The organism is Poriferisphaera corsica (assembly GCF_007747445.1).
In the GTDB taxonomy this organism is placed as follows: Bacteria; Planctomycetota; Phycisphaerae; order Phycisphaerales; family Phycisphaeraceae; genus Poriferisphaera; species Poriferisphaera corsica.
In genome coordinates this window covers 3,243,615-3,266,636 of sequence record NZ_CP036425.1, presented here as the reverse complement: position 1 = coordinate 3,266,636, position 23,022 = coordinate 3,243,615, and the positions used below count along the sequence as shown (strand labels likewise).

19 protein-coding genes and 1 tRNA gene are annotated in these 23,022 nt (G+C 49.1%); 9 read left to right on the top strand and 11 right to left on the bottom strand.

The features are described from left to right. Positions 1-64: 64 nt before the first annotated feature. Together KS4_RS13380 and fixJ are read left to right on the top strand one after the other, a co-directional pair. Positions 65-3,136 (top strand): PAS domain S-box protein, encoded by a 3,072-nt coding sequence (locus KS4_RS13380; RefSeq protein WP_145079051.1) that lies wholly within the window; start codon positions 65-67, stop codon positions 3,134-3,136. 150 nt (positions 3,137-3,286) lie between these two features. Continuing rightward, positions 3,287-3,916: a response regulator FixJ gene (fixJ, locus tag KS4_RS13375; RefSeq protein WP_145079048.1), complete on the top strand. Its 630-nt coding sequence runs from the start codon at positions 3,287-3,289 to the stop codon at positions 3,914-3,916. A gap of 192 nt (positions 3,917-4,108) precedes the next feature. Here the strand turns inward: fixJ and KS4_RS13370 are convergent, their stop codons facing one another. Both KS4_RS13370 and KS4_RS13365 read right to left on the bottom strand, forming a co-directional pair. Beyond that, the gene (locus KS4_RS13370) at positions 4,109-5,455 is read right to left on the bottom strand and encodes an MFS transporter (protein ID WP_145079045.1); all 1,347 of its coding nucleotides are present in this window, start codon (positions 5,453-5,455) and stop codon (positions 4,109-4,111) included. 214 nt (positions 5,456-5,669) lie between these two features. Next, a complete protein-coding gene (locus KS4_RS13365) occupies positions 5,670-6,647 on the bottom strand; it encodes a hypothetical protein (RefSeq protein WP_145079042.1) in 978 nt (325 codons plus the stop codon). A gap of 449 nt (positions 6,648-7,096) precedes the next feature. On the opposite strand from KS4_RS13365, the gene hemB reads away from it, so the two are divergent. Next, the gene (hemB, locus tag KS4_RS13360) at positions 7,097-8,119 is read left to right on the top strand and encodes a porphobilinogen synthase (RefSeq protein ID WP_200761252.1); all 1,023 of its coding nucleotides are present in this window, start codon (positions 7,097-7,099) and stop codon (positions 8,117-8,119) included. Positions 8,120-8,234: 115 nt separating this feature from the next. On the opposite strand, the gene KS4_RS13355 is transcribed toward hemB, so the two are convergent. Then, positions 8,235-8,663 carry a hypothetical protein gene (locus KS4_RS13355; protein ID WP_145079039.1) on the bottom strand — a complete coding sequence of 143 codons (429 nt, stop codon included), beginning with the start codon at positions 8,661-8,663 and terminating at the stop codon, positions 8,235-8,237. Positions 8,664-9,106: 443 nt separating this feature from the next. Between KS4_RS13355 and KS4_RS13350 the strand changes: the two genes are divergently transcribed. Continuing rightward, positions 9,107-9,301, top strand: a complete 195-nt coding sequence (locus KS4_RS13350) for a hypothetical protein (protein ID WP_145079036.1) — start codon at positions 9,107-9,109, stop codon at positions 9,299-9,301. Between the two features lie 130 nt (positions 9,302-9,431). Here KS4_RS13350 and KS4_RS13345 read toward each other — a convergent pair whose 3' ends face one another. The 7 genes from KS4_RS13345 to cysK form a co-directional block, all read right to left on the bottom strand. After that, a complete protein-coding gene (locus KS4_RS13345) occupies positions 9,432-11,615 on the bottom strand; it encodes a glutamine synthetase III family protein (protein ID WP_145079033.1) in 2,184 nt (727 codons plus the stop codon). A 424-nt stretch (positions 11,616-12,039) separates the two neighbouring features. Beyond that, positions 12,040-12,113: transfer RNA gene (locus tag KS4_RS13340), tRNA-Cys, on the bottom strand. Between the two features lie 179 nt (positions 12,114-12,292). After that, positions 12,293-13,129 carry a type II secretion system protein gene (locus tag KS4_RS13335; protein ID WP_145081678.1) on the bottom strand — a complete coding sequence of 279 codons (837 nt, stop codon included), beginning with the start codon at positions 13,127-13,129 and terminating at the stop codon, positions 12,293-12,295. Between the two features lie 279 nt (positions 13,130-13,408). Continuing rightward, the gene (locus tag KS4_RS13330; protein ID WP_145081675.1) at positions 13,409-14,236 is read right to left on the bottom strand and encodes a type II secretion system protein; all 828 of its coding nucleotides are present in this window, start codon (positions 14,234-14,236) and stop codon (positions 13,409-13,411) included. An 802-nt stretch (positions 14,237-15,038) separates the two neighbouring features. Further along, positions 15,039-16,055 (bottom strand): aldo/keto reductase, encoded by a 1,017-nt coding sequence (locus KS4_RS13325; protein WP_145079030.1) that lies wholly within the window; start codon positions 16,053-16,055, stop codon positions 15,039-15,041. 92 nt (positions 16,056-16,147) lie between these two features. After that, the gene (locus KS4_RS13320; protein ID WP_200761251.1) at positions 16,148-16,918 is read right to left on the bottom strand and encodes a DUF1003 domain-containing protein; all 771 of its coding nucleotides are present in this window, start codon (positions 16,916-16,918) and stop codon (positions 16,148-16,150) included. Between the two features lie 158 nt (positions 16,919-17,076). Further along, positions 17,077-18,039: a cysteine synthase A gene (gene cysK / locus KS4_RS13315; RefSeq protein WP_145079024.1), complete on the bottom strand. Its 963-nt coding sequence runs from the start codon at positions 18,037-18,039 to the stop codon at positions 17,077-17,079. A gap of 268 nt (positions 18,040-18,307) precedes the next feature. Here cysK and KS4_RS13310 point away from each other — a divergent pair, with 268 nt between their 5' ends. The 5 genes from KS4_RS13310 to KS4_RS13290 all read left to right on the top strand — a co-directional run bounded on the left by KS4_RS13310 (position 18,308) and on the right by KS4_RS13290 (position 21,762). Continuing rightward, positions 18,308-19,219: an alpha/beta hydrolase gene (locus tag KS4_RS13310; protein ID WP_145079021.1), complete on the top strand. Its 912-nt coding sequence runs from the start codon at positions 18,308-18,310 to the stop codon at positions 19,217-19,219. Between the two features lie 150 nt (positions 19,220-19,369). Then, positions 19,370-19,885 carry a thiol peroxidase gene (gene tpx, locus KS4_RS13305; protein ID WP_145079018.1) on the top strand — a complete coding sequence of 172 codons (516 nt, stop codon included), beginning with the start codon at positions 19,370-19,372 and terminating at the stop codon, positions 19,883-19,885. A 99-nt stretch (positions 19,886-19,984) separates the two neighbouring features. Continuing rightward, positions 19,985-20,545: a GNAT family N-acetyltransferase gene (locus KS4_RS13300; protein ID WP_145079015.1), complete on the top strand. Its 561-nt coding sequence runs from the start codon at positions 19,985-19,987 to the stop codon at positions 20,543-20,545. Between the two features lie 119 nt (positions 20,546-20,664). Further along, positions 20,665-21,204, top strand: a complete 540-nt coding sequence (locus tag KS4_RS13295; RefSeq protein ID WP_200761250.1) for a GNAT family N-acetyltransferase — start codon at positions 20,665-20,667, stop codon at positions 21,202-21,204. Positions 21,205-21,228: 24 nt separating this feature from the next. After that, on the top strand, positions 21,229-21,762 hold the full coding sequence (locus tag KS4_RS13290; RefSeq protein WP_145079009.1) for a GNAT family N-acetyltransferase: 534 nt from the start codon (positions 21,229-21,231) through the stop codon (positions 21,760-21,762). 49 nt (positions 21,763-21,811) lie between these two features. On the opposite strand, the gene KS4_RS13285 is transcribed toward KS4_RS13290, so the two are convergent. Next, positions 21,812-22,840: an amidohydrolase family protein gene (locus KS4_RS13285; protein WP_200761249.1), complete on the bottom strand. Its 1,029-nt coding sequence runs from the start codon at positions 22,838-22,840 to the stop codon at positions 21,812-21,814. Positions 22,841-23,022: the final 182 nt, after the last annotated feature.

Genomic DNA, 23,022 nt, shown 5'->3' with positions numbered 1-23,022 from the left:
TCTTGAGCCCCGCTTACGCGATCATATTCATATCGGAGCCCCTCGCCGCTATCGAGCCTTCTCAATGACAAAATCAGACGATCAGAACAACCTCAGCCAAAGTGTCCAACATTTGCAAGATCAGGTCTCAAAGCTTCAAAAAAGCCTCGATACCTACCGATTGCAAGAACAACTAATACCCAATTTTGCCGACCAATTCCGTTCTGTCCTCGAATACGCGCCCGGGGTTGTCTACTTCTGTAAAAACGACCCGCCGCACTACACCATGATCTACCTCAACGAGGCTGTTGAAGCACTTACCGGATACGACAAATCTCAATTCCTGGATGAGGGTCTAACCTTCGGCGAACTCATCCACGGCGACGATGCTAGACGTGTGAAAAGTGTTATCCAGCAATCCGCACAATCTAGAGAAGAATATCGCCTCACTTACCGCATTAAACACCGTAACGGTTCTTGGCGATGGGTACGTGAAGTCGGCCAAGTGGTCCCCGACCCCGATCACGACCCGCCACTCTATCTCAAAGGCGCCATCTGGGACGTCACCGCAGGCAAAATCCATGAGGAGCAACTCGAAGCCCGCGATACCATCCTGGATGCAGTTCATTTCGCCGTCGAACAATTCCTCCGCATGGGCGCATGGGAGTCTCGTCTCCCCGAAGTCCTTGATCGCATCGGTGTTGCCACCGGCGTTTCCTACGTCTTCATCTTCAAAAACCATGAAGCCACCAAAGCCGACATTCATTACGGTGTCTGCCCCATCGACGACCCCAGCAAAAACTACATAGTTGAAGTCGGCGACCTCCTCTTCACGCAAATTCACGAATGGCAAAACGTCAACATACCGCCTGAACGCGTCAAACCACGTTGTGAAGCCATACCCTACGATAAAGCTGGCTTCCAGCGTTGGCACGACCTGCTTATCGCCAATCAAACCATCTTTGCCAACGTCAAAGACTTGCCCGAATCAGAACGCGGAGATCTCGCATCAAAAGGTATTAAGTCCGTTGTCGCAGTTCCCATTTTTGCTGGCGGCCAATGGTGGGGTTACATCGCACTCGATGAATGTTCACGAGAGCGCGACTGGTCCGAACGTGAAGTCGATCTCCTCCGATCCGTCGCAGGCACACTCGGCGCTGCGATTGTACGCCAGTCCTACGAAATCAAACTACGTGAGCTCAACGAACAACTCGAACGCCGTGTCATGCAGCGTACCGCAGAACTCGAACGCATAACCGAGCAATCCGAGCACCAGGCCCGTACGCTCAGCACGATCATGAGCGCCTCGCCAGACCACCTTTGGCTATTTGATCCGCAAACACGTCTGCTACAGGTTTCTGCTTCTATCCTCGAAGACTACGGCGTCCAAGAGTCATACGTCCTTGGTAAAACGCCATACGAAGTCGGATTTACGCCTGATCGTATGAGCCAAGTGATTGAAAAAGCCAAAGCGATGTTTGCCAGTGGCCAAGCACAATCCGGCGAAGTCGACATGCTGACCACCAAAGGCGAGCGACGCTTCTCATACATCCTCACGCCTCTTCGAGAGGAAAACGGCTACATCTATGGCGGCCTCGCCGTCTCGCGTGATATCACCGAACGTAAAATCGCTGAAGATCGTCTCCGAGAATCCGAACAACGCCTCCAAGGCATTCTCGACAACACCCCAGCATCAATCTACCTTAAAGATGCTGACGGCAAATACCTCTTCATCAACCGCATGTTCGAGCAACGCTATCAGCGCAAAATCACCGATGTTGTTGGTAAAACCGATAGCGACATCTTCAGGCCACAACTTGCCAATCTCTACCGGACGAATGACATCGAAGTCATGAGCAATGGCAAAACGATCGAGTTTGAAGAAGCCGCGATGATTAACGGCGAGCCTCGCGTTAATCTCTCCATCAAATTCCCACTCTACGGTTCTGATAACAAAGTAACCGGCGTCTGCGGTATCTCTGCCGACATCACAGATCGCATCAACGCCGAGCAAGTCTGGAAACTCGTTCGTACCGCAATCGACCAGATTGACGAAGCCGTCATCATCACCGATGCCCGTATCGACCACCCCGGCCCAGAGATTATCTACGTTAACCCATCCTTCGAGCACATGACCGGCTGGGCCGCCGCCGACATCGTCGGTCAAACCCCTCGCGTGCTTCAAGGCGTAAACACTGACCGTTCTGTACTCAACGAACTCCGCACCGCTCTCGAAACAGGCCGTCCATGCACCGGCGAAACCGTTAACTACCGCAAAGATGGCAAAGAGTACACCGTCCAGTGGCACATCACCCCAGTTCGCGATGAAAAAGGTGAAGTCGCAAACTTCGTTTCAATCCAACGTGACGTTTCTGAACAAAAACAAGCTGAAGAGCTCGAACGCCGTCGCCGTGATGAGCTCGCGCATGTTGCCCGCCTCTCAACAATGGGCGAAATGGCCTCCGGCCTTGCACACGAACTCAACCAACCCCTCGCAGCTATCAGCAACTATGTTTTCGGCTGCCGCAAGCGCGTCGAAATGGACAACATCGACAAAGATACCCTCATCGAAGCCCTTGCCAATGTCGGCAACCAGGCGCAGCGAGCCGGGGAAATCATCCGACGCATGCGAAATTTCGTTCGTAAACGTGAATCCCAAAAGAATTTTGTTTCAGTGAACGAAATCGTCCACGACGTTCTCGAACTTTGTGCCGCCGAAAACCGTGATAACCGTATCACTGTTAGGGACAACCTTGATACGGGCACTCCAAATATAGGCGTCGATGCGATCCAAATTGAACAAGTTGTCCTCAATCTCGTCCGAAATGCCGGCGAAGCGATGAGGGAAACCCCCGCGGAGGATAGGCAATTGACGCTTTCCTCTCGCATCTCACCTGACGACTCAACTCTCGTTGAACTGGCCGTATCTGACTCAGGTATCGGAGCCACTGAAGAACAGATCAAACAAATTTTTAACCCTTTTTTCAGTACAAAATCCGATGGAATGGGTATGGGACTGACAATTAGCCAATCCATCGTAGAAAATCACGGCGGCAAACTCTGGGCTTCTCCCAATACCAATACACCCGGCCTCACCTTCTTCATGACGTTACCAATTTGTGAAGACCCAGATGAAATCGATGAACTAGGCGACTAAGATTTTTCCCGGTAGGAGAATTTAATAGTTACTGTTGTTGAAGTCGCAAAATTTACGTTATCATGTAAGTAATATCAGGGCACAGGGGGATACGTCACTAAGGGTCAAAGTGACCTCACTAATGACGCTTCCCGACAACTAAGCAAGCTTATGAACGAGAACCCAACCGTATATGTTGTCGATGATGATAAGGCCGTTCGTGACTCACTAAAGTGGCTCATCGAATCCGTTGGCCTTCAGGTGAAAAACTACGAAACCGCTATGGATTTCCTTAATGAGTGTGAAGGAGCCACCGCAGGAGCTCTCGTAGTCGATGTCCGTCTGCCAGGCATGTCTGGACTCGACCTACAAGATCAGCTCAAAAAACGCGGGATACGCCTCCCCGTCATCATCATTACAGGTCACGGCGACGTCCCCGTCGCCATCCGAGCTATGAAAGCCGGCGCACTCGACTTCATCGAGAAACCTTTCTCCGATCAAGTCCTCCTCGATCGCATCCGTGATGCGCTCGAACAAGATGCCGAACGACGTGAATCCATGATGCAGCGAGGCGAAATTGAAACACGCCTCAAACGCCTCACTCCCCGCGAACGACAGGTCATGGACCTTGTCGTGCAAGGCCGCCTCAATAAACAAATCGCAGCCGAACTCGACCTTTCGCACAAAACCATCGAAGTCCACCGCGCACACGTCATGGAAAAAATGAACGCAGGCTCCCTCGCCGAGCTCGTACGCATGGCCGTCGCCGTCGAAGGCGCCGTCAAAGCTAGTCCCGCATGACCTCATCCTCTCATACCTCTTGACATGTAAACAAAAACCTAAAAAGCTCGCACTAGTTGCGAGCTTTTTTCTCTTCCCAAAGTTTCCCATCTTGCACACGATCGCGCATCAAGCCTACCACCGCGGTGGCGGAGCCGTCGTTTCCAAACTCAACTCAAGTCTGTGAGGAAGCGCGAAACCTCACCAATCTTTTTACTTCCACGCCGCAATCTCTTTCTGCGAGACAATTTTTCGCGCTTCCTTCTTCCCCGCAAATCTGAACCACAAACACACCCCAAGCCCCAGTACTACAATCGGCCCGTACTGCCACGCCTCGTTCCCCATCTCTTGTCGCATCATCCAATCCACCGCTAAACCCAGCAGCGGCGCCATCACTGCCGTCAACATTGTTTTGCCCTGTGATTCCACCGATAGCACCGTCGCCATCGTCTCGTCATCCGCATAATTCGAGATCCGTGAAATCAGCAGCGGCCGCCATAAATTCTGGAAAACCGCCACCGCCACAAACCCCAGCGCGATCGCAAAATACCACCCCATCAGCACCCCCATCCCGACCACTGCAAACGAACACAGACACAAACTCCAGATCGCCTTCGTCGCCAAAGCATCATTTTCAAACCGCTCACTAAATTTACCCGATCGCCGCGACGCTATACTCGCCATCACTGATAGCACCGCATACACCACCGCCACCAGTACCACTGTCCGCTGCGTCTCCGTCATCTGTATCCCCATTAGCGCCCCCACCGGCACTGCCACCGCCGCCGCCTGCAAAATTGGCTGCAAGTAATCCTTCGTCGCCTTAAACATCGCCTCAAACGTCACATCCTCAATCAATAACGCTCGTAATTTCCGATCCACCCACGACTTCTTAATCCCGTTCCAAAGCGTCCGCACCACGCGCCCCACCGATATCTTCTCATACCCACCCATAGGCTCATCATGTGAACATTCCCCCTGCTTCAACAACTTCGATTGCGCTGTCGTCGGCGACTCCACGCAACTCGGATAACACAAGAAGTTCACAATCCCAAAAGCCATCGGCACCGCCGACATGTAAAAAACCCAATCATATCGCTGCGTCACCAATAATAACCCCGCCGCAATCAGCGCGCCTACCGCCGTCCCCATCTTCGACCACGACCGCGTATATCCATAGATGTGTTTCTTTTCGTCTAACTTGTTATTAGCCTTCAACCACGAAAAGATCATCGCCTTGTGCGTTCCCGTTCTGAATGCTTCCCCAATCGAGAACATCAGCATCGCCGCTGCCAATAACCCAAACTGCCGAAACAGCCCCAGACAGATAAACGCACCGATATAAGCCACATGTGAAGCAATCATCGCGTACCGCCGCCCTAGCGTATCCGCAAACGCACCCGTCGGAATCTCCATCACATTCGTTGCCACTTCCCGGATCCCGATCAACAAACCAATCCAGAAAAAGCTTAGCCTCTTATCCAACAGCGCCAACATCAAAAACGGCTCAAAATACCGTTGATTTTTCAAAAACCCATATAAAGAAAAATGAAAGATCATCCGTCATGCACCTATGCTGTTATCCGTTTACAACTATTTATCGCACAGGCATTCATCTTCACATCAATCATCATACCTCAACCCATCTCCCCAACCAATTCATCCTTCCCAAACCCCATACTGGCGTGAGTATTGTCATCCATCAACATCCTTCAGTCGCTTGCCTCCCATCCCCTCTCCCTTGAAGCAAGTAAACGAACATCAACACGCAAATCTATTTTCTCACATTCTCCCGCTTGATGCTTATGGATTGCGTTTCCCCGGTACATGTAAAACCCAGTTCTTCTTGATCTTCAAAGAATACAACCTCATAGATCAACGACATATCAATCATCTTGACATCCTGAGCCTTAAACTGTTGTCGCAATGATTCCAAGAAATATGAATCCCGATAAAATGTATATTCAAGTAAGTCTTGTACCCATCCCGGCTTCAATGAGCATGTCCACCATATCTTTTTTTGCGGAAAATCTTTGATGATATCACCAAAACGAACCTGCTTGAGTGTTAAACGCCATGCAAAATTCTTCCGCATGTTATTTACGTGATACCTAAAGTCAACCCAGCCTCGAAACAATTTTGGATCACCAAATTGAATCTCTAATAGTTCATCAAAACCAACCACAGATGTACGCTTACCATGATCGGCTTTTTGCGTTAATTGCAGCCTGCATTCACCAATGAGAATTTTGCCCCATCGCTGCTTTTGCGCTTCGTTTAATAGCCCATCCTGATTCGCCTGACATAGAATGTCATACCACACATTTCGCCATGCCGTATCCTTGTCTTCTCCAAAATCAAGTAGTCGATTGACTAACGCTATCTTGTCTTTATACAAAATCTCACCACGACCCATCCGCGCCGCAATCTCTTTGTAATTTGATTCCAAAGTAAACTTAGATCGCTTACCACGATCCGTCTGTGAAGCAATCACTTCGCTATCGGTTTCCGTCTTAAATGAGTTCGGCATACTCCGGGTGTCAATATCAAATGGTTGATTGTCTAATTGATGATTAGGAAATTCTGTACTCGAAACAGAATTGACCGAGGTGCACCCAATGGGAAGCATCACTGCCAACAACATCGCAACACAAAATGTCCATCCCAATCCATGTTGGTGATGCCGGCCTAACGCAATGAACCGTAAGCAAAGCAATGCATCAATCGAAGACGCAACGTGTGGTAATCTCATTTCATGCCCCAGATTTTCTATAAGATTGGATGGACAAAGAAAATCATAATGGATGAGTAGATATTGTACGAATGGATTTTCGCGAAACTGAAGGCAATATTCATGCCAACCTTTCGTCATGCCGCATAGACGCGCACAAAAACGCAACATCGCGATTTTCGCCTTTCAAAACACGCCGAAACAGCACCGTTTCATGACAAAACTCGATCAAATCCGCCTGTTTTTCACAGTTTTCGCCCATTTTTGTATACAGGTAAACCCTTGGTTTGGTGGTTTTGTGCGCGTTTTTATCACGTTCTATGCCATATGCAGCACCAATCGGTTTTGTGCGACTATCCGTTGGTTAGATGTTGATCAGAATGTGTGCGCACAGAATGCTCGTGGTTCATTTCAACATCCGACGCCTATCGTGCTTGGTTCCAACCTAAAATCCCGATATCATCCAATACATGAGTAGCGACCTAACAAACGATCATCACGCAGGTTATCCCAACATCCGCATGCGCCGTAACCGCCGCACCGACTGGTCTCGCAGACTCGTCCGTGAGCACAACGTGCGCGCCGATGATCTCATCCTTCCGCTGTTTATCCAACCCGGTTCAAATTCGCCATCTCTTCCCACGCCCATTCCTTCCATGCCTGGCGCCTTCCGCTACACCATCAGCGATCTCTGCGATAAGGCCCGTGAAGCCAGCGATTTAGGGATCCCCGCCATCGCACTCTTTCCCGCGACCCCGCAGGAACTGAAAACCGACGACTGCCGCGAAGCGTTTAATCCGCAAAACCTTGTTTGCCAAGCAGTTAGAGCAATCAAAAAGCTCAACCTCGATCTCGGCATTATCTGCGATGTCGCTCTCGATCCCTACTCATCTCACGGTCAGGACGGCCTTGTCGAAAACGGGCAAATCCTTAACGACCAAACACTTACAGCACTCTGCGAACAGGCAGTTGTGCAGGCCGAGGCTGGCTGTGACATCATCGCGCCTTCTGACATGATGGACGGCCGCGTCGGAGTTATCCGTCAAGCCCTTGATAGTAAAGGGTTTGCAGATGTTCAGATTATGGCCTATGCCGCTAAATATGCCTCCGCGTTCTACGGCCCATTCCGCGATGCCGTCGGCTCATCAGGTAACTTAAGTGCAGGTGATAAAAAGACTTATCAGATGGATCCTGCCAACACCAACGAGGCTTTACGCGAGGTTGCGCTGGATATTCAGGAAGGCGCGGACATGGTCATGGTCAAGCCTGGCATGCCGTATCTCGATATTCTGCAAAGAGTTAAGTCAGAATTTCAGATGCCAACCTTCGCCTATCAGGTTTCAGGTGAGTACGCGATGATTAAATTTGCAGCTCAAAATGGCGCGATTGATGAGCATAACTGTATGTTAGAAAGCCTTTTAGCATTCAAACGGGCGGGCGCCGACGGCATTTTGACCTACTTCGCACTCGATGCTGCCAAAGCATTGAGTTGATTATTTCGCTCATGAATGGGGTAGGGGGATTCGTCCAAGTAAATCAAAAACAAAGGGCCACTGATAAAGATGGCCCTTTGTTAATGATTGTTTATCAATTAGTTACATCAATCGATTACGCAGCATCGCTCAGATTCGGTGGTTGCTGAGCTGATTTTTTGTGAGCTTTGATATCGATTGGGAAGAACTGTGAAAGGAAATTCGTGATAATTTTCGCTTGCTCGTTTTGCAGAGCGTCAGGCCGTAACTCATGTGCAGTAATGGTATTAGATGACTGCTGGGATGGATAAAACATCACGCCCAGTCGATCGGGCCGATGATCGAATTGATCAAACAGGTTGTTATTGTCTGCAAGCCAGAGGCATGTAAACCCTTTGCAGGGTTCAGGGCGTTCGTCATAAACCACGCACCCAGCAGTACATAGATTGTGGCAATGCACACCAGCTTCTTTTCCAATGCTACTGATGGAGAGAGCTGTGCAGCACGCATTGCATGTGCCGCAATCCCGTGAGGTTTGATTGATTTGTTGAAGTGGCGTGTCCATCATCTGCCTGCCTTGCCTAAGTGATGCATAGGTGAGAGGTTACGCATCAAGTGTTCGAGATCTTGCTGGTAGCGGCTTCTGATAAAAAGCCGCGGATATTGTGAAATCGGCAGACTATCAGATGAAATTGACTGTTGATGCGCAATTACTGAATTTTATCGGGTGGGGTTGTATCGATTATGACTTGGGCGTGGGTTAGATAATCGATTTGTTTTGCTTGAGTATGGGGCTTCAATTACGTATGAAGTGATTATTGGGATACATGTTTATCGGGTCTAATGGATGATTAGGTCGACTTTTTGATTGTTGCGTTTTTGGTTGTCGAGTAGGTATATATGAGTTAGGTTTAGAGATGGGCGAGCATGTTGGGTGTGATTGTTTGCAGTTGGTTAATGAGTTGTTATTTGGCGTATGAGTTTGAAACGAGTTATGGGAGTTGTTTGATGATTGATTATCATGCAAGAACGCCGAGGCTTGCTTGGGCGGCACTAATTGCGGTTGGAGTTATTGTTGTGTCAGAAATCATGGCAGCTTTGATCGGGGGAACGTATTGGATGGTGATGATCGGTGTTGGTGTTAGTTTTGTTATCGCAATTGGCTTTGTGCTTGCATTTGTCTTATCGGTTTTAATGCGTTGATTGGTTCGGGTGGTTGGCGCATTAAAAAACCCCCTGTAACACAGGGGGTTTGTGTTCCTCGTGCTGAGATTTTTAGTTTGAGTTACTGCAACTCAAGGGTCGTCTATAAGTTAGTAGAGACGACCAGTAATTATTTGATGAAGAGCATTTCCTGGTAGGTCGGGAGTGGCCAGATGTCGTCGGCAACGTAGCCTTCGAGTGTGTCGGATGCCTCACGCACTCTGTTCATAAGTGGCACGATGACTTCGAGGTAGTGGCGGGCGTGGTCGATTGCTTCGCTTGCATCTTCCTTTGCGTTTTCGATTTCGAGGGCTTCGAGTGCGTCTTGTAATTGCTTGACGAGAGTTGTGATCTTATCGAGCGTGTTGGTATCGAAGTCGATGCCGATGGATTTGAGGTTCGTGCAAGTCTTGGCGAGCTCGTTCTGATAGCGGATGGCGGCAGGGAAAATCATGGTGCGGCCAAGCTTGAGAACGAGATTTGCTTCGACGCGTAATGCGAGGATGTATTGCTCGGTGTAAACCTCGAAACGAGATTCGAGTTCACGTTCGGATAGGACGTTGAATTTTTCGAATGCTTCGATGACTTCGGGGTCAATGAGAGCAGGTAGTGCGTCAACGGTTGTCTTGAGATTGGGTAGGCCGCGTTTTTCAGCTTCAACGTGCCAATCATCGGAGTAGCCGTCGCCGTTGAAGATGACTCGGCCGTGCTTGTCGAGGATTTCCTTAAGGACTTCGGCGACGGATTCGTTGAGATCTTTGCCTGCTGCGACGGCTTTTTCGAGCTTGGTTGCAATGAAGTCGAGTGAGTCAGCGGCAATGGTGTTGAGTGCTGCGAGTGGGCCTGCGACGGATTGATGTGAGCCAACAGCACGGAACTCGAAGCGGTTGCCAGTGAAGGCGAAAGGTGAGGTGCGGTTACGATCGCCTGCATCTTTTGGTAGTGGTGGGAGCGAGTCGACGCCGAGTGTGAGTGTTGATTTGTCGAGTGATGATGAGGCGGTGCCAGCGGCTTTGATTTGTTCGAATACATCGGTGAGCTGATCGCCGAGGAAGATCGAAAGGATGGCTGGTGGGGCTTCGTTTGCACCGAGACGGTGGTCGTTGCTTGCAGAAGCGACGACGGCACGGAGTAGTGGTGCGAACTTATCGACGGCGCGGATGATCGCGGCACAGAAGACGAGGAACTGTACGTTGTCGTGTGGGTTGTCGCCTGGGTTGAAGAGGTTGCCAACGCCGGGGCCGCCGAGTGACCAATTGACGTGCTTGCCGGATCCGTTGACGCCAGCGAAAGGTTTTTCGTGCATGAGGCACTTCATGCCGAATTTTTTCGCGGTTGAAGCGAGAACGGTCATGGTGATTTGCTGGTGGTCGGTTGCGATGTTTGCTGACTCGAAGAGCGGTGCAATTTCGAACTGGCCTGGAGCGACTTCGTTGTGGCGGGTCTGAACGGGGACGCCAAGCTTGAAGAGTTCGCGTTCGACTTCAAGCATGTAGGCGAGGACACGTTCAGGGATCGCACCGAAGTAGTGGTCGTCGAATTCCTGGCCTTTTGGTGGCTTAGCGCCAAAGAGTGTGCGGTTTGCTGTGAGCAGGTCAGGGCGAGCGTAGTAGAAGTTGCGGTCGACGAGGAAGTATTCTTGTTCAGCGCCGCATGTTGCGCCGATGAAGCCGTCGGTGTCGTTGTCGAAGAGTGCGAGGATGCGGTGCGCTTGCTCGTCGAGTGCTCTCATTGAGCGGAGGACAGGCGTTTTCTTGTCGAGTGCTTCGCCTGTCCATGAGATGAATGCGGTTGGGATGCAGAGTGTTGTGCCGTTGGGATTCTCAAGAATGTATGCGCTTGAGGTGACGTCCCATGCGGTGTATCCGCGGGCTTCGAAAGTTTGGCGTAGGCCGCCGTTGGGGAATGAGGAGGCATCGGGTTCGCCTTGAATGAGCTGCTTACCAGAGAATTCAGCGATGGCTTGGCCGTTTTCGTTGAATGAGAGGAGTGAGTCGTGCTTCTCGGCGGTTGAGCCGGTGAGTGGGTAGAAGACGTGGGCGTAGTGGGTGGCGCCTTTCTCGATGGCCCAGTCCTTCATGGCAGATGCGACTGCATCGGCGATGGTTGGGTCGAGAGGCTGGCCGTTATCGATGGTTTTGATGAGGGATTTGAAAACGGTTTTAGGGAGTCGCTCAACCATGATGGCTTTGGAGAAGACGTTTTTGCCGAAGAGTTCGGCGGTGGGGTCGTCTGCAAAGTTAAATGGCTCGGTGACGGCTTCAGTTTCGTTGACTGCTGCGATTGCGCGTAGTCTTGATTCGCTGCCAGACATGTTGAGACTCCTTGGTTCTCGGTTTCTGGGGTTGTGTTTCCCGTGTTGTGTTCTTCGTTTAGAGGGTAGGTCGATCGGATTGATTTTTAGCTGATCGATTTGGCCCTTAATCTGGGAGGTATTTTAGTGAGTGATTATTTTGAATGCAAGGAGGCTGTATATGTGCTTAAAAAATAAGCATTAGGGGTATGTGGTGTTGTTTGGTGGTGCAATTTTAGGCATTTTATGTGTGTTGGTGTGGGTTGTATTGTTGCTGTTTTAGATTGTAAGTACTTATATAAAAGTGATTAACAATAATAATGCGGGTTGGTTGGATTCTGATTTAGAAAGTTGGTGTGGTGATGTGAAGTGAGGAAATATGGAAGGTATTTGTAGAAAAATAATAAAAAAACCTGCTCGGGTGAGCAGGTTTGTAGCGTTTGAAAGGCCGCGGTGGGATTCGAACCCACGAACAACTGATTTGCAATCAGCCCCATTAGTCCACTTTGGTACACGGCCATAAAGATGTTGCATCGGTGATGCGAGTGGGAAATCATAGCATTTAGTGCAATTTCGAGCAAGAAATGAGGGGGATTGTCGGGAAGGAAGGATGAGGTTGGGTAATAAGGGGGGAGGTGTGGATAAAAAGAACCCGCGAAAGTGCGGGTTCTTGTAGAGGGTTTAGTTGTGTGTTGGTGCTATTTGAGGTCCCAAACGTTGTCATCGGAAGATGTTTCGATGCCAAGTGGGCCGCCGTAGGTGCCGAGTTGCTCCTCACCGAATGGGCCGTTGTCGAATCCGTCTTTGGAGACATAGATGCTTGGGAATGAGAATGAGGAGGCGTGTCCGTCTAGCCAGCCGATGTTGCAGCTTTTGCCGTTGTGACGGCCGTGTGGTAGTCCGCCGGCGAATGAGAAGCCCATCCACATATGGCCGCGTTGGTCTGAGGTGTCTTCGTATTGTTCAAGCCAACTGTCGGCAAACATGAGTGTGTCAACGGGATTGCGGGCGTCGTTGGTGCGCGATGAATTGTCGCCGTCATATGAAAGTGGGCTTTTGGGGTCGAGTTTTTCGAATACTCGGCGTCTTGCGAGAACTGAAGCGTTCAGGCCGTAGTCTGCATTTGTCCATCTGTAGTCTGATTCATTTTCCATGTCGGCGAAATGGATGCTACCCGTATGATCTTTTGCGACGTCGAAACGTGGGCAGCTAAACATTTCGCGTGTTGAGCCGTAGCCACCGATTGTGATAAGGGCTGACCACCATCTTGAGGTTGATGAGTAAATATCTAAATAGCCCTTGTCGTTTCGAGATGCGTGGACAATGAAGTCATCATTCTCGATGGTGTAAGCGAGGTGTGCGATATTGATTTGGCGGATATTGCTAAGGCATTTGATGTCTTGGGCGGTTTTGCGTGCTGAGCCAAGGGCAGGGAGGAGAATGCCGATAAGCAAAGCGATGATCGATATGACGACAAGTAGTTCGATAAGTGTAAAGCCTATTTTGGGTCTACATTGAAGTGAAGGGTGATTCATATAAAGCTCCGATGTGTGTATTTATTGGCCTAAGCGTTTAGATTGCTTTATGCCGGTATTTTGCCTGGAAATAGAATATAAAAAGTGCTAAATAACTTCGTACTGATGCAATTAAATCAATGTATCTTACTTATATAATAATGATGCCAAAAATATAAGTCAATGAATGAATATTAATTGTACGTGCTAAATTTACGTTAAATTTGTGATTGGAATTTGTTTGGCGCATAAAAAAACCCGCGAGATGCGGGTTTGGGAATTCTGATTTTGCGGGGGGAGTTATTTCATGTCCCATTTATTGTCATCGGGTGTTGTGTTGATGCCGCCGAAGATATCATCTGCATATGCGGAATATTCGATGTCATGCACATTGTCGTGTTCATCAGGATTCCACCTTGTGGCAACCGATTCTGCATGGCCATCTAGAAAAGTTGTGTTTACATTTTTGTTGTGTCTAGGGTGCGGATCACCTGTGCCGCCAAGTTTGAATGAGTCGCTTAAAGCAAACATGCCACCTTCTTTACCGCTTGGGTTCCACTCTGGATAGTGCGAGTCAGCGAACATGACGGTTTCGGTTGGATTTTGAATGGATACATACTTCAAGGTGTAAACTTCGCGAGTGGTAGGTACCCACCATTCTGAATCGACGTAGCCAAGGATTGATGGCCTGATGAGTGAGCCTAAGTGATATGCGTTATATCCATAATGTGTGAAAAACCAACCAGAGTCGGTGGGGTCATTGGGGTCGATTGCAGATACGAGGAATTCGCGTACTGGGTTGAATGATGGGCAAACGAAGAATTCAGGTGATGTGATTATGCCATCTGCACTGAGCAAGCCGCCCCAATACTTTTGTTCGTCGGGAACAGATGTTCCGCCCCAATGGCTTTGTGCGGGCATCATGTGTTGATCATATGCTTGTGAATAAACATATGCAGCGGTGCCGAGTTGCCTGGAATTACTCAGGCATTGGATGCCTTGGGCAGTTTTGCGAGCGGCCCCTAATGCTGGCAGTAAAATACCAATCAGCAATGCTATAATTGAAATGACAACAAGAAGTTCGATTAAAGTGAATGCATGTCGATATGAACGCGGCGATGTGGGCATGATTGCTCTCCTGAAGATGTGTAAACAATAGCTGCTGCAAAAATATTGCTGCACTAACTCTTACTAGAATGAGTGGCATTAGCGCAGTAGATTTGATTGCTAAAAAACTATGTAAAAGTAAACAAGCTGAAATAAGAAAAATATTTAATGAGACTAGAAATCGTAAAAATACAGAATGATTAGCCGCCAGAAATTCTAATCATTATCTAATTATATAACATTAGGCTTGGCTTTGTGTCAATACTATTGTGTCGCATATCAATAAAAATGTTCTGTAAAATGTAATTTGTTTTATTGATAGAATTAAAAGTGCTTAAGTGGCTTAATGTAAACGAAGTTACCCTGTAAAAATACAGATGAAGCATGTAGTTTTGCACAAGTTCGTGAAATAAGTATTTGGTGGATAGTTATAAAATCAAGGTTACATAGCGATTTGGCGCTGCTTGTCATTAAATCAGTATTTCACATTGGATTGATTAGTTAGGGGTTTTACGCATGTCTAAGATATGCCTGAGATATATAGTACTTATGTTGACAAATGATTTAGATTAGAGACGTTGGATTCTAGGGATAGCTAAATTTTTTATTCTCGAATTATTTGCCTTGAATGTTGTGCTTGTGTTTCAGCTATTTGTATACAGAACATGTCAATAAATAGAGGGATAGAATCCCTTGATAGAGTTGAAGTAGTATAAATATATAGTTGCAGGTTGATGATGCCTTTGTTTCAATTAACCTTACACGCATGTTACCTCATAGTGGGATTAAGTCACTAAATGACTTTATAAATTTAAATAGTTTCTTACTGTCCGCTTCGGTATTCGTAGGAGCGGGTGTCGTAATAATGGGAGAGGAATGTGCCGGGCGGGATGATGCTGTCGATCGCTTCGCGATCGGCATCTGTGATAGACAGATTTAGAGCAGAGAGATTGTCGATGAGTTGTTCGAGTGTGCGTGGGCCGATGATGGGGGAGGTGATACCGGGTTGATTCATACACCACGCGAGTGAAAGCGTGGTTAATGAAGTGTCTTTTTGCCTAGCAAGTTCTTGTAGTTTTTCGATCGCATCAAAGCAGCGTTCACTCATAAGTTCATTGACGCGTGGGTTCTGAGAGTTGGTGTATCGCGCGTCCTTGGGTGATGTGTTTTGGCGTGTGTATTTACCGGTGAGGAAGCCACCTGCAAGTGGTGACCAGGGAAGGATGCCGAGACCGTAGTGTTGGCAGGCGGGGATAAGTTCGCGTTCGATGCGACGGTCTAATAGGTTGTAAGGCGGCTGCTCTGTGACGAAACGATTAAGTGAGAGTTTTTCGCTGACCCAAAGTGATTCAACGAGTTGCCACGCGGCGAAGGTGGAGCAGCCGATATAGCGTACTTTGCCAGAACGGACGAGGTCATCGAGTGCGCGCATGGTTTCGTCAATCGGGCAATGAGGGTCGGGTCTATGAATCTGATAGAGGTCGATGTAGTCTGTGTTGAGTCGTGTGAGTGAGGCTTCGCATTGCTGTATGATTTGGCGGCGTGAGTTTCCCCAACGGTTTGGGTTGAGGGGTTGATCTTTGAACATGTTGCCGTGACATTTGGTGGCAAGGACGATGTGCTCGCGGAGGCCTGTTTTGGCGATGGCTTTGCCGACAAATTGCTCAGAAATCCCGGTGTTATAAACATTAGCGGTATCAATCAGGTTGATGCCAGCGTCAATGGAAGTTGCGACGATTTTGTCGGCTTCGTCTTGCGAGGTCGTGGAGCCATAGGTCATGGTGCCGAGGGTGAGCGGTGAGACGCGGATGCCGGTGCGGCCGAGAATGCGGTATTCCATGTGTAGACTCCATTGAGATGAACAAACCACTTTAATACGATTGCTTGTCAGGATTGTATACCAATGTAGAACCTTGATGAAGCTGAAAGTATTCAGAGGTGATCAGGGTGTTGATCGTGCTTTTCGTAGATGTGTCTGAGCAGTTCCATTTGTGCTTCCTGTAGTTCGATCATGTGCCCCCATTGTTTTTCCATGTGCGCATCCATTTTTTCACTTAGTTTTCGCACTTCAAGTTCAGCTTTGAGTGAGACTTTGTATTCGTTCTCGTCACGGATGCGATCTTTTGCACCTTGGCGGTTTTGAGACATCATGATGATAGGGGCTTGGAGCGCAGCCAAGCAGGAGAGAACGAGATTAAGCAAGATGAAGGGGTAGGGATCGAAGTTGGAAAGATGGAAGAACCAGTATGTGTTGATCGCCATCCAGAAGATAATGAAGACGGTGAAACTGATGACGAAAATCCATGAGCCGCCGAAAGTGGCGACGGTATCTGCTGCGCGTGAGCCTAAGGTCATGTCCTCTTCGTATTCTTCGTGAATATTTGTGGAGAGGATATCCTGTTCTTGGATTGCGCGCATGACTTCTTCGTCGAGTTTTGAGAGTTCGCCTTTGTCAGCGTGAAGTATGCTTTGGACATGGCGAGAGTTGTATTCATCGACGATAGCGCGCGAAATCCATTTCGCGGTCTGCGTGCACGGGTGATCGTTGTGGATCATGTCGATGACGCTGTGCTGAATTGCGGTGACAGGGATGCGATCACGAGTGGGTGTGCTTTCACCAGAGACGGGGCATGAGTGGGGGAGACGCAGGTGCGGCCTAGGGATGTGGGGGAGGTGAGGATGTGGAAGATGGATTCTCTTCATGACAGTGAACTTTAGGCAGGCAAAGTCTGAAATGACTATAGAGGTTGGCATTCAGGCAAAATCCTGAATAGGGAGGATGCGTGGGGAGACAATGAAGGGTATGAAAAAACCGAAGCACATAGTGTGCTTCGGTTTTGATTGCGGGTTAGTCTTTAGGGTTAGCCCATTAGGCCATCAAAGAGTGGGGTAGAGAGATATCGTTCACCAAATGAACATGCGATGGTGGCGATGGTTTTGCCCCGATTTTCAGGCCGAGAAGCGATGCGTACCGCTGCGCAGATATTGGCTCCAGTGGAGATGCCGCCAAAGATGCCTTCTTCTTGAGCGAGCTTGCGTGCCCAATCAAACGCTTCGTCGTCGGTGACGGTTTCAGTGCCATTGAGGAGCGAGGTATCGAGATTTTTGGGGATGAAGCCGGCGCCGATGCCCTGGATTTTGTGTGGGCCCGGCTTGCCGCCACCGATGACCGGGGAGGAAGCGGGCTCGACTGCGTAGGCGCGGAAGTCAGGGTTGCGTTCTTTGAAGAACTTGGTGATGCCGGTGATTGTGCCTCCGGTTCCAACGCCTGAAACGACCATGTCGGCTTTGCCGTTGGTGTCGTTCCATATTTCGGGGCCTGTAGTTGCATAGTGAACCGCAGGGTTCGCAGGGTTTTCGAATTGTTGAGGCATCCATGCGTTGTCATTGGTGCCAACGAGCTCGGCGGCTTTGGCGATAGCGCCTTTCATGCCTTCGGAGCCGGGTGTAAGGACGAGGTTTGCACCGAGAGCGCGGAGGAGGGCTCTGCGTTCGACGGACATGGTTTCAGGCATCGTGAGGGTGAGTTTGTAGCCTTTTGCTGCGGCAACGAACGCGAGCGCGATGCCGGTGTTGCCTGAAGTGGGTTCGATAATATGGGTTTTAGGGGTGAGGATGCCTTGTTTTTCGGCGTCCTCAATCATTGATCGGCCAATACGGTCCTTCACCGAGGCCATCGGGTTGAAATACTCACACTTGACCAGAATCGTCGCGCCTTCAGGGCAGAGCTTGTTCAGCTTAACCAAGGGTGTGTTGTACACCGTTTGAAGAACGTTGGGATAGGTCTTGTTATGCAGTGTGGGCGTTTCTTGCGTCTGCGCCATGGGTGGGGTCTCCTGTGCTTGCTTGGATCATGATAGATCGACTAAGCAAATGATATCAGTGTTTGTCCTGAATATAGCCAAAAGGCAACTGATTTTATTTCATGTTAGATAGCCGAATTTGATGCGCCAAGTGTCCAAACAATAGGTCGCAGGTTTGCAGCCATCTATTCTAGATAGTAGATACAGTTGTCTTTTGATTTTTCGTATCGTTTGGATTCACAATAGATTAAAATGGTTCTATAGAAAACCTTTCGGGAGGATTTCGATCTTGCAGCCAGAATTGATTGAGTTTGAACAGTTAATTGTTAAAAAGAAGACTTTTTTCGGGGTACGCAAAACCTTGATCTGGTTTCTGCTCATAACTGTAGTTTTCTTGGTGATCGCTGGTTGTTCAATGCAACGAATGATTCTGTGGCCGCGTTGGGCAATGAACGATGCAGGGCAGGGGATCACTGAGAGTCAGGCCTTACAGGCTGATATCGAGGTGATCTGGTTTGACGAAAACGGCTCGGCGGCTCGTGGCCAGGGAACCGAAGCTTGGTTTCTCAAGGCTCATAACCTTAGCCCTGAACAACCCGCTCCGGTGATCATTTTTGCTCATGGGAACGGCGAGGTGATCGATAATTGGCTTTTTGAATTTGACGATTATCGTCAGCTGGGGCTGCATGTTTTATTAGTGGAGTTCAAAGGTTATGGCCGCTCGGCGGGTAAACCCAGTGAACGCGCGATCTTGACTGATTTTACACAAGCTTACGATATGATCACGCAGCGACCTGACGTCGATGCTGATCGTGTCATCGTGCATGGCCGCTCTATTGGGGGTGGTATCGCAGCGGGTTTGGCCGCAAAACGTCCTTCCGTTGGTCTCATACTTGAATCCACTTTTACGAGCGTGACGCCGCTTGCTCGCAAATTTTTCCTGCCCGGCTTCCTTGTTTTCGACAAACTTGATGTCAATTCGGTTCTGCAAAATTACGACCAACCAGTTCTGATCATTCACGGCCGACGCGACGAGATCATTCCGCCACATCATGCTCGTCGTAATTTTGCCACTCTTTCACCTGATCAAGGCACGTTGATGATTTTCGACGATATGTCCCACAACACGCCGCCATCGCAAGAAGCGTACTGGGCTGCCATCGAAACATTTCTCCACAAAACAGGAGCGATCGCTCGTTAATCAAAGCTGGCAACACGACCTTTGCCGCCATACAATGCCAGCACGTGAGAACAGGGGGTAAAGGGAAAATATATAAAAATGTCGTGCGGCTCGGATGCATGTTTGAATGCTGCCATCCTGATCTTGCCGCCACACGAAAGGAACATTCCGATGACCGAACGCGCAGGCGCCATTACCTTTAAGGGCAACCCGATGACACTCGTGGGCGATGAAATCACAGTCGGCCAAAAGGCTCCAGATTTCCAGCTCCGTGCGAACGATTTCTCTGTTAAGTCACTCGCTGACTACGCAGGCAAAGTTAAGATCATCTCTATCATTCCATCACTCGACACCCCTGTCTGTGATGCACAGACCCGTCACTTCAACACCGATGCAGCTTCGCTTGGCGATGGCGTTGTCATCCTCACGATTAGTGTCGATCTTCCGCCCGCTCAGAAGCGTTGGTGTGGTGCAGCAGGTATCGATGCGGTTGAATGCCTCTCCGACTACTACGATCACTCTTTCGGCTCAGCCTACGGTGTTCGTGTTAAAGAGCTCGGCCTTCTTGCTCGGCAAATCGTCGTGCTCGATAAAGACGACACCGTGAAATACGTAGAAGTCGTCCCGGAGATCGCTCAAGAGCCAAACTACGATGCCGCCATTGCTGCCGCTAAAGAATTGCTCTAAGCGAGGCCTAGACTGTTCAAATCAGCAGAAACATGAGACAATGGCTCGTATTATCAGTACGAGCCATTTTTCTTTTTTTACCCACAGTGAGGTCCATACATGGATGTGAGAAGTTTGCGCATCATCGAACCCAACGAAACGCTTTATGAAGCCTACATGCAGTTCTGCCAGAACTTCCACTACGATAACTGGCAGTACATCAACGGCATCGGGCCTATGCTGCGCTCTACCGAAGACGAAACCCTCACCTGCAAAGAAGATTTCCTTGATGGCATTAAACGCTGTCTGGATTTTCGTTCCGAGGATAATCTTCCCAAAGGTTGGGTACCTTGCAGCACCTATTGGCTCATCGATAATTCCGAGAACATCCACGGAACCGCCTGTTTACGTCATCGCCTCAGTGACTCGCTCATCACCGAAGGGGGCCACATCGGCTTCGCAATTAAACCTGAAAGCCGCAATCACGGTGCCGCCACTCAGCTACTCCATACCCTCAAGCTTATTGCCAAAAATAAGAATATTGACGCGATCCTTCTGACATGCAATAAAGATAACGCCGCCGCCCGTCGCGTGATTGAAAAGTCCTCTGGTGTGAAGGCCGAAGAATACGTCAGCAATATCACGGGCAACCTGATCGAAAAATTCTGGATCAATTTATAAAACAATCACACATGCGAACGACCACCAAACCCGCATGTTTCGCGGGTTTTTTTATATCTCCCTCCCCCCCTCTGTCCTACATCTGTTTATCTTGCGACGAAATCTCTAGGAGTGAGCCGATGGCCACAACAACATCAAACCTAAAGCTCATCGAACTAACACCGAATATGGAGCAAGCCTACTGGGATTTCCATAACGCGCTATACCCACCCAATACGCCGCCGCGCTTGCACGAACTTCGTTCGTCTCAAACCCATAGCTTTACACATGCCGTCGACCTGCTAAAGCAATCTCGTGCAAAGTCTAACCCGCAGTTAGGACTTGTTCCGCACTCAGTCTATTGGCTCATAAATTTTGATGATCAGATCCTCGGCTCGATCGATTTCCGACATGAACTATCGCCACAACTCGCCGAATTTGGCGGTCATATCGGTTACAACGTACACCCCGCCCACCGCCGTAAGGGTTACGCCACGTATATGCTCAAACAAACACTTCCTGTCGCCAAAACACACGGCCTCACCCGGCTGCTCATCACCTGCGATAGCAATAACCCCGCCTCTATCGGTGTCATCAAAAACTGCGGCGGCATTCTTCAAGAAACCGCCACCATCTCCGATCGTCCAGTTCCAATCATGCGCTGGTGGATCGAACTATAAATCTCGCTTTTAGTAGGGCAAATCATGAACACGCAAATCCTAAAAATGATCGAACCAACCGTAGAAATGGAGCAACCTTTCTGGGATTTTTGCTCCGCCTTCGACTCACCCAAAGATATCGACGGCATCGGCATGATGCGTCACGCCGCCGACGAAGGTTTTGCGAAAGCTGTTGAGCTTTCACTTCTTTCTCGTACTCAATCAAACGTTAAGCCCGGCTGGGTCGCGCAGACCACCTTCTGGCTTTTCAACGATCAAAATCAAATGCTCGGCACCATCGACCTGCGTCATGAACTCAACGAACTACTCTTCAATTGGGGTGGTCACGTCGGCTATGCTGTCCACCCCGATCATCGCCATAAAGGTTACGCGACCTTTATGCTCAACCACGTCCTCGAGTACGCTCGTTCACGCAGCATGGATCGGCTCATGATCAGCTGCCAAGAAGGAAACATCGCATCCGAAAAACTGATTCTCAATGCAGGCGGTATCTATGAAAACTCATTCTTTGTTGATGAATACAATAAAGACGTTCGTCGGCATTGGATCACATTATAAAAAAAGGCCTGCAATTGCAGGCCTTTGCCATTATCGATGTTTGCTAATTTTACACAGCGGCTTCATATAGCGGCATCAACAATTCCTTCGCCGCGTTATGATAAACCACATCTAATAGTTCGTTAGGCATCGATGCTCCACGCAGATCCGCCGTCTGCTTGTCGCCCTTCTCAGGACTCAGCATCACCAGATCCGGATCTACAATCGGAGACAGCCCATCGTAATCCGTCTCGTACATCGTTCGCAGCGACCAGTAACGCGACGCATACAAATCGAAATCAATATTCTCATCACTCGTCACGATATCCGAGCCAAACATCACGCGTCCCTGATTCCTTTCACAAAAATCCGAAAATTCTTTAGGGTGACGCGACAATTCTCGAACCATCCATTTTGTTGCCGACGTGTCTAAGTACAAGTTAGGGTGACGATCCAAGACACCTTGTAGCACATCCAAGTGTTCCGGCTGCGCAGCCATGTGTGCCGCGATCCACGTGACATCATCATAAACATCAAGCATCGTCTCCAATGCCGCCAAGTGATCTGCCTTCGTCCCGTATTTCTGCTTGTCACGATAATGCGTAGCAAACCATGTGTCCGGGTCCCCCACATGCGTCATAAACATCATCCCGCAATCACGCGCGATATCCATCGCTGTTCTTCTTGATGGGTGGTCGATCGCAAACGATGGATCAAAGTCAATCCCACGCGGCGCTGCCCAGAATTTGCAGATTTTTGTGCCGCATTCTGCAAATTTTTCAATTCGGCGATACCAGTCCGTCGTGAATGTCCCTTCCTCATCTTTCTCCGAAAAATTTGGCACCGCAATAAACTCAATACGATCACCAAAAATGCGCTTCAGATCAGGCACGATCTCCAGATTCGACATCGACCAAATCTTCTCCACCCCATAGGCATCCATCGCCGCCAGCATCATCTCCGCCGACTTCACCGACTGAACATGTGTGTGCACATCCCAAATCGGCTCTTCATATGGCAACTCCGAACTTTCAAGCCGATAATCCAAACCTAATCGGTTGGCATCATTCAAGCTATGGCTTCCCTGCGTGTGTGGCATGTAAGTCACTCCAGTTGTATTTCCCGTCTCACATCGGCTATTCATTTGTTGTGCTCCCGCTTCCCACCAATTACCGCGATTATAGGCTCTCCCACGCAACTACGCAGGCGCACGATTCCCCCGATTACAGGTATAATCCTCCTATACCCAAAACTATTCATCGTGACCCAAAATAGACCACA